Source organism: Nocardioides sp. (assembly GCF_047607365.1).
Lineage (GTDB): Bacteria > Actinomycetota > Actinomycetes > Propionibacteriales > Nocardioidaceae > Nocardioides.
The window spans coordinates 1-7,338 of sequence record NZ_JASGDD010000224.1; the positions used below are offsets into that span (position 1 = coordinate 1).

Genomic DNA, 7,338 nt, shown 5'->3' on the forward strand with positions numbered 1-7,338 from the left:
GGCGGGCTGGATGTCGGACATCAGGCCGCGGTCTCCTGGGGGGCCGGGATCTGGCCGAGGATGCGCTGCAGCACGGCCGCGGTCGTCGTACCGCGGAACTCCTCCTCGGGGTCGAGCACCATCCGGTGCGCGAGCACCGGCTCGGCGAGGGACTTGATGTCGTCGGGAAGGACGTAGTTGCGGCCCGACGCGGCCGCCCAGGCACGGGCGGCGCGGACCAGGCCCAGGCCGGCACGGATCGAGCAGCCGAGGAGCACCTCGGGGGCCTCGCGGGTCTCCCCGATGAGGCGGGAGACGTACTCCAGCACCGCGGACTCGATGTGGACCTCGCCGGCCAGCTCGATCATCGAGATCACGTTGTCGGCCGAGATGACCGAGCGGACCGGGGTGGTCGCGCGACCCTGCTGGGCGCCGAGGATCTGGACGGTGCTGGCGTGGTCGGGATAGCCGATCGACGTCTTCATGAGGAAGCGGTCGAGCTGCGCCTCGGGGAGGCGGTAGGTGCCGGCCTGCTCGATCGGGTTCTGGGTGGCGATGACCACGAACGGGGTGGGCACCTTGTGGGTGACGCCGTCGACGGTCACCTGGCTCTCCTCCATCACCTCGAGCAGCGCGGACTGGGTCTTGGGCGAGGCCCGGTTGATCTCGTCGGCGAGGACGACGTTGGCGAAGATCGGACCGGGGTGGAAGTCGAACTTCTGACTGCCCTGGTCGTAGATCGTGACGCCGGTGACGTCGCTCGGCAGCAGGTCGGGTGTGAACTGGATGCGGTTCTGCGAGCCCTGCATGGTCTGCGCCATCGCCCGCGCGAGCGAGGTCTTGCCGGTGCCCGGGAAGTCCTCGAGCAGCAGGTGGCCCTCGGCGATGAGGCAGGTCCACGCGAGCTGGACGATGCGGGTCTTGCCGACCACGGCCTCCTCCACGTTGGCGACCAGCTGGCCGAAGGTCGTGGAGAACCACTGGGTCTGTTCCGGGGTGAGGGGCATGGGGTGCCTTTCTGGTCGGTCTGGTCGTCCTGATTAGTTGGCGGTCGCCGAGATCCCGGCGATCGTGACCGTCGCCGCCGTGCCGAACTTGAAGGCGCACCCGCTGTCGACGTCCGAGAAGTTGCCGTTCCCGTCGGGCACGACCTTGTCCACGCAGGAGCCGACGCGGTCGGTGTCCGAGAAGCTCACGGCGTACGACGTGCCGTCGGTCCTGAAGCCCTTGCCCGACACCTTGACGCGCCGATGCGTGCACGTCCCCTCGGGCACGCTGCACGCGCCGTTGGCGCTGGTGACCCACGTGTTGTTGGAGATCCCGACGTCCTTCGCCTTCGAGTACCCGCAGACGGAACGGCCGTCGCTGTACTTGCGCGGATCGTCGTTGGACGCGTCGGTCACCGTGCGGAAGGACCAGCAGCCCTGCTCGCCACCGGAGGGCACGTCCACCGAGTACTGCGCGGAGTAGGAGTACACGTTCGGGTCCCACCCACCGTCCGCCGACTGGACCTGCACGCCGATGACGGTCTTGCTGCCGTAGCTGTTCGACGGCTTCACCGCCTTGACGACGGTCTTGTAGTACCCGTCGGCGTAGTTCCCGCCGTCGTCCGGCACCGCCGGCTTGCCCCACGTCACGATGCTGCCGAGACTCTGGCTCTGACCGTCGATCAGGCCGGTGTTGCCGGACTGCGTGACGGCGCGGATCCGGATGCTGTGGTCCCCGTTGTCGGTGAAGGAGAGCGTCAGGCCGCCCGGGGCGGCCGAGGTGACCCGCGTCGGACTGGTCAGGCCCTCGCCCTCGATCGCGTAGTACTGCAGGTTGAGGCCTCCGAAGTCGGCCGGGGCGTCGAAGGCGATCGTCGCCTGCCGGTCGGCCGGCGAGGTGATGTAGCGGAGGTTGCGCACCGGATCCGACGGACGATACGGCCTCGCCGAGTCGCTCGGGCCGCGCTGGCCCTCCCCCGCGCGGTTCACGGCCGCCACGCTGAAGGTGTAGGTCACGCCGTTCTGGATGCCGTCCCCGGCCGTGAAGGTCTTGGAGTTGCCCTCGACGACGTACGAGCCGCCGTTGCACCGGTCGCAGTAGACGACGTACTTCGTGATCGCGTCGCCGTTGGGATCCGGCGCGCCCCAGTCCACCTTGATCGTCGGGCTGGCGCTCGCGACGCTCGGGGTGAGGCTCGGCTTCTCCCCCTGAGCCGGCTTGCCGAAGGGCACCTCCGGATCGCTCTTGCCCGACTCCGCGCCGTCGCCGGCGGAGTTCTGCGCGAAGACGCTGAACTGGTAGCTGGTCCCGTTCTCCAGCCCGGTGATCACCGTCGAGGTGCTCGGGGGCACCGTCTTGGCCCCGCCGTTCCACTTCACGACGTAGCTCGTGATGGCGTCGCCCTCGTTCTCCGGGGTGTCCCAGGAGATCTTGAGCTGCTTGTCCCGGGCCGTGGGCGTGGGATCGACCCGCGGAGGCGACATCATGCCGGGGACCTTGTTCGGGATCACGGTCTCCGAGGAGTCGCTCCACTCCCCCGTGCCGGCCGAGTTCTTGGCCGCCACCTGGAAGGAGTACTTCTTGCCCGGAGTGAGCCCGCCGAGCGCGCAGGTCGTCGTCGTACACGTCGTGGAGAAGCCGTTGCTGCCAGTGACCTGATACTCCGTGATGACGGCGCCGTTGTTGTTCGGCTCACGCCACGCGAGCACCACCGACCTCGCCTCGACGCTGGAGACCTCCGGGCGCATCGGCTTGTCCGGCGGCGCCGCGACGGCCACCTTGATCCGCGCCGGCACGTCGCGCGACGGGTCGCCGCTCGCGTCGGAGACCGTCATCTTCACGGTCAGGACGCCGGTGCCGGTCGGGACGAAGGAGACCTTGGTGCCGTCGACCTTGAACTTCGTGATCGCGGACGCGCTCCCGCCCTCGACGGTGTAGCCCTTCTGGATCTCGAGCGGCTTGCCCTCGTCGGCGTAGGGGTTGATCGCGTAGGCGGCGATGTCGACCGAGATCTTCTCGCCCTTCTTGCTCTGCATCTCCACCGTCGGCACCTTGGCCAGCGGCCGGTCGCTGTCGACCACCTCCACGGTGACCACACCCTGGGCGGTGCCGCCCTCGCGGTCGTCCACGCCGAAGGTGATCCTGGCCGTGCCACCCGCCGCCCCGTCGCCCGAGATCGTGAGCAGCGACTCCCTGAGACTGGTCTTGACCGGGCCGTCGGAGGAGACCACCGAGTACGCCATCTCGTCGACGTCGTACTTCGGGTCGACGTCGGTCACCAGGCCGGCGAGGTCGAGCTCGAGGTCGCCGTCGTGCGCGACCTTCACGTCGGCGCCGCGCACGGCCGGCGCGACGTTCCCCGCGGGCTTCACCTCGATCGGGATGGTCACGATCGACTCCAGGGCGTCACGGTCGGTGCCGTCCTTGGCGTCGGTGACGCTCACCGAGATGGAGGCGGGCCCGACGTACCTCTTCGTCGGAGTGAAGACGAGACGGTTGTCGGCGTCCGGGTCGACGTCGACCTGGCCGTTGATCGCCTCCGGCGTGACGCTCGGCGACAGCGAGGGCTCGCGGCCCTCGCGGGTCACCGTGACCTGCGCCAGGTCGATCGTGAGCGGGACGCCCGCCTGTGCCGCGACCGGCACCGTGGCCGCGTTGACCGTCGGCGGGATGTTGTCCGTGCCCCGCACGAAGATCACGCCGGATGTGTCCGGCGACTCGTCGTCGCCGTCCCCGAGGTCGTAGATGACGATCTGGTCCGCGGCCGTCAGGGTGACCTTGAGCTTGTTGCCGACCACCAGGCAGCCCTTGGCGACGTCGGACCGGCAGCCCAGCAGCCTCAGCTCGCTCGGCGAGCCGTCCACGTCGAGGTCGTTGACCAGCGGGTCGACGTCGATCACGGTGCCGGGCGACTTGCCCGCGACCTGGTCCAGCTCGACCACGTCGTCGCGGGCGACCGGAGCGTAGACCGGAGCGTCCTTGCGCGCCTCCACCCGCAGCACGGCGCTGTCGCTCTCGCGGGCGTCGTCGAGCAGCGTGTAGCCGACCGTCGAGGTCATCGGGCGGTCGCCGTCGAGCTTGGGCACGTCGATCGAGATGAACCCGTTGCTCTCGCTCGCGTGCAGGTCGGCGGAGGCGACCAGATTGTCGCCGATGCGGAGCTTGTCGTCGTCGGGATCCACGTCGTTGGTGAGCACGCTGTAGGAGATCCGGCGGTTGGGCCGCACGACGATCGAGTCGTCGAGAGCGACCGGCGCCTGGTTGACGCCGAGCTTGGAGACCACCCCGACCCGCACCGCGGCGACGCCGATGGCGCCGAACTTGTCGCGGACCTCGATCTGGAAGAAGTCGGTGCCGGTGCGTCCCTCGTAGGCCTCGTAGCGGATCCAGTCGGCGCCTGTGTCGAGGATCCGGCCGCGCTTGGGCGCGCTGATGATCCGGGTGAAGGTGACCGCGTCGCCGTCGGGATCGGCTCCCGCCATGTCGACGCTGATCAGCTTCGGGGTGCCGGCGATGGCCCGCTCCACGATCGGGTCGGGGGCGGGCGGATGGTTGTTGCTCGCCGAGTCGGGGATGACGAAGACCATCACCTCGGCGTCGGACTTCAGCCCGTCGGGGTCGGTGATGCCGTAGATCGCCTTGTAGACCTTCGGCTTGCCGGCCGCCAGCTTCGGCGCCTTGAACCGCAGCACGTCGTCGCTGACCCAGATGTCGAGCTTGCTGCCGTCGCTGTTGGGGGTCGCCGTCACGTAGGAGACCTGGAGCTTGCCGCCGTCGGGATCGGAGTCGTTGGCGAGGACCGACAGCGTCGCGACCGAGCCCTCCCGGGCGGTGGTCTGGTCCTTGTTGGCGACCGGGCTCCGGTTGGCTCGGGTCGTGGTGCGCTGGGAGACCGTCAGCGACCCGTCGACGGAGTAGTGCCCGTCGGAGACGGTGTAGGGGATCGTCGCCGCGCGGCCGCCGAGGTCGGCCGAGGAGCTGATCACGGCGACCCGCTTGTCGGTGACCGAGACCTTGACGCCGGGGATGCTCGACTCCCCCACCTGGGTGACCACCAGGACGTCGCCGTCGTCGTCGATGTCGTTGAGCAGGAGGTCGGCCTGGGTGGTCCCGCCGGGCGACAGCACCGCCTTGTCGGCCACGGCGATGGGCGGCCGGTTGTCCTTCGGTGGCGACTCCACGTCGAAGCGGACGAACGACGAGGCGGACGCCCCCGACGGGCTCGAGGCGCGGTAGTCGATGTAGTACGTGCGCGCCTTCTCGGCCGAGAAGGTGAACGTGCCGCTCTTGGCGTCGTACTGGAGCGTCGTGCCGGACCCGCCGCCGCGGACCTTGGCCTTCTCCAGGAGCAGGTCGCCGCCCTCGGGGTTGCGGTCGTTGAGCAGCGGCTGGACCAGGACGCGGGTGTTGGCCACGCCCGACTTGAGGTCGGGCACCAGCTCGGGGGCGATCGACTTCTCCGTGCTCACGTCGATGGGCAGCTTGCCGACGTAGGTCTCGCCGTGCCCGTCCTCGATCGTGTAGGTCACCGACTTGGACGGGCCGCCGTCGCCGTTGTCGGTGAACTGGATCGTGCCGTCCGGGCGGAACTCCACGTCGCCGCCGCTGGCCTGGGCGTCGGTGAGCACGAGGTCATCACCGTCGGGGTCGTAGAAGTCCGCCAGGAGGTACATCGACGAGGTCTTGCCGCGTCCCACCGCGAGCCGCGGGTCGCGGTCCTTCATCAGCTGTGGCTTGCGGTTCTTGGCGTCGCTGCCGAGGATCGTCAGCCGCACCTCGGCCGAGTCCTCGCCGCCGTTGCCGTCGGTGATCGTGTACTTCAGCCGGGCGATGCCCGGATCGGTGCCGTGCAGGGTCACCTGGAGCTGGGTGCCGCCGCTGATGATCTTGGGCTCGACGTCCGGGCCATTGATCGGCTGGACCTTCTTGATCGTGATGATGTCGCCGTCGGCGTCGTGGTCGTTCATCGCGACGATCGGCAGGATGCTCGCCTTGTTGGGCCGGGCGGCGAGGTCGTCGTCGGTCGCCTCGGGCGGGCGGTTCTCGTTGGTCGTCACCTTGTCGGTGATCTGCTCCTGGGTCGGCTTGTTCTGCTTCTCCGGGTCGATCGAGTCCCAGTTGGAGACCTTCTTGTGCCCCGGCTGCTGCACCAGCCACGAGTCGCCGCTCGCCGTGTCGTTGAGCACCACGACCTTCCGGTTCACGCGGAACCGCAGCACGGCGCCGGCCTGCACCTCGCCCTCGAGCGCCTGGGCGTCGTCGGAGCCCTCGCCGGGGCAGTCGCGCAGGTAGTTGGCCGCGTCGGGGGTCGGGTCCGCCCAGGCCGCGTAGACGCAGCCGCCGACGACGACGGGGGGCGCCGGCTCGCCGGCGATCGCCGTCGCGAGATGCAGCGTGTTGCGCAGGCTGATCGGATCGCCGCCGTCCAGCGGGACGCGGTAGACCTCGGTGTTGGTCGCGACCACGACGTCGTCGGCCTCCGCCGAGGGCTGCTGCAGGTGCATGTGCGCGATGTCGGTCTCGTGCAGGTCGATCGGGTCGTGGCCCGGCACGAGGATCTGACCGCTGGTCTTGTCGAGCACGACCGGGGTCGTCCCGACGGCGGTCACCTCGACCGTGTCGCCGACGCCGTCCACCGATCCGGCGTCGCCCTTCTCGAGCTTGCCCGAGTCGCCGTACGACGCCGTGGTGATCGCTCCGTCGGAGCCGACCAGATAGGCCGTGCCGTCACTGCCGACCGCGGCGCCGACGACGTGGTCGGCGACGTAGTCCTTCGACTTGCTCGTGATCGAGGTGAGCAGGTCCTGGTCCTGCACCCACGCCTTGCCGCTGGTGGGCTCGCGCATCACGAAGACCCCGCCGTTGTAGGCCACCTGCGACCCGCTCGGCATGGCCGTCGGGCTGCCGCCGGTCGCCTTCGCGACGTCGATCGGGACGATCGAGGTGTCGGACCCGACGACGCCGTCGGTGAAGAGCGAGGTCGCCTGCTGCTCGATGTCGAACGAGGTGCCCGGCGACTGCAGCCCGAGGTCGAGCTCCTGGATCTGCGGGTTGAGGCGGCCGATGAGGCCGTCGCGGTCGTTGGTCACCCAGACGCTGCCGTCGTTGAGCTCGACCTCGGTGATGGGGTCGCCCTGCTTGTTGACGGCGATCACCACGAGAGCGCCCACCGCGACGGCGAGCGACACCGCGGACGCCGTACGCCGGACGCGGCGGCTGCGCCCAGGCCCCTGCTTCACCTTCACTCCTCACCGGCGATCTGCTCGTCGAGCAGCGGCAGGTGCTCGGGCCGGACGATGCGGGCGGCGACGGCGTACTCGACGAGGCGGGCGCGCCGGCCGGTCGCGTTGCGGCCCGGACCGCCGCGCAGCC

Annotated in this window: 2 protein-coding genes; both read right to left on the reverse strand. The window is 69.7% G+C overall.

The features are described from left to right. Positions 1–20 precede the first annotated feature (20 nt). The gene (locus QM572_RS17525; RefSeq protein ID WP_415095260.1) at positions 21–986 is read right to left on the reverse strand and encodes an AAA family ATPase; all 966 of its coding nucleotides are present in this window, start codon (positions 984–986) and stop codon (positions 21–23) included. A 33-nt stretch (positions 987–1,019) separates the two neighbouring features. Continuing rightward, on the reverse strand, positions 1,020–7,205 hold the full coding sequence (locus QM572_RS17530) for an Ig-like domain-containing protein (RefSeq protein WP_415095261.1): 6,186 nt from the start codon (positions 7,203–7,205) through the stop codon (positions 1,020–1,022). Positions 7,206–7,338: the final 133 nt, after the last annotated feature.

What these genes read in the sequence shown, in the direction of transcription:
- QM572_RS17525 (WP_415095260.1), bottom strand. Translation starts at nt 986, where the DNA reads ATGCCCCTCACCCCGGAACAGACCCAGTGGTTCTCCACGACCTTCGGC.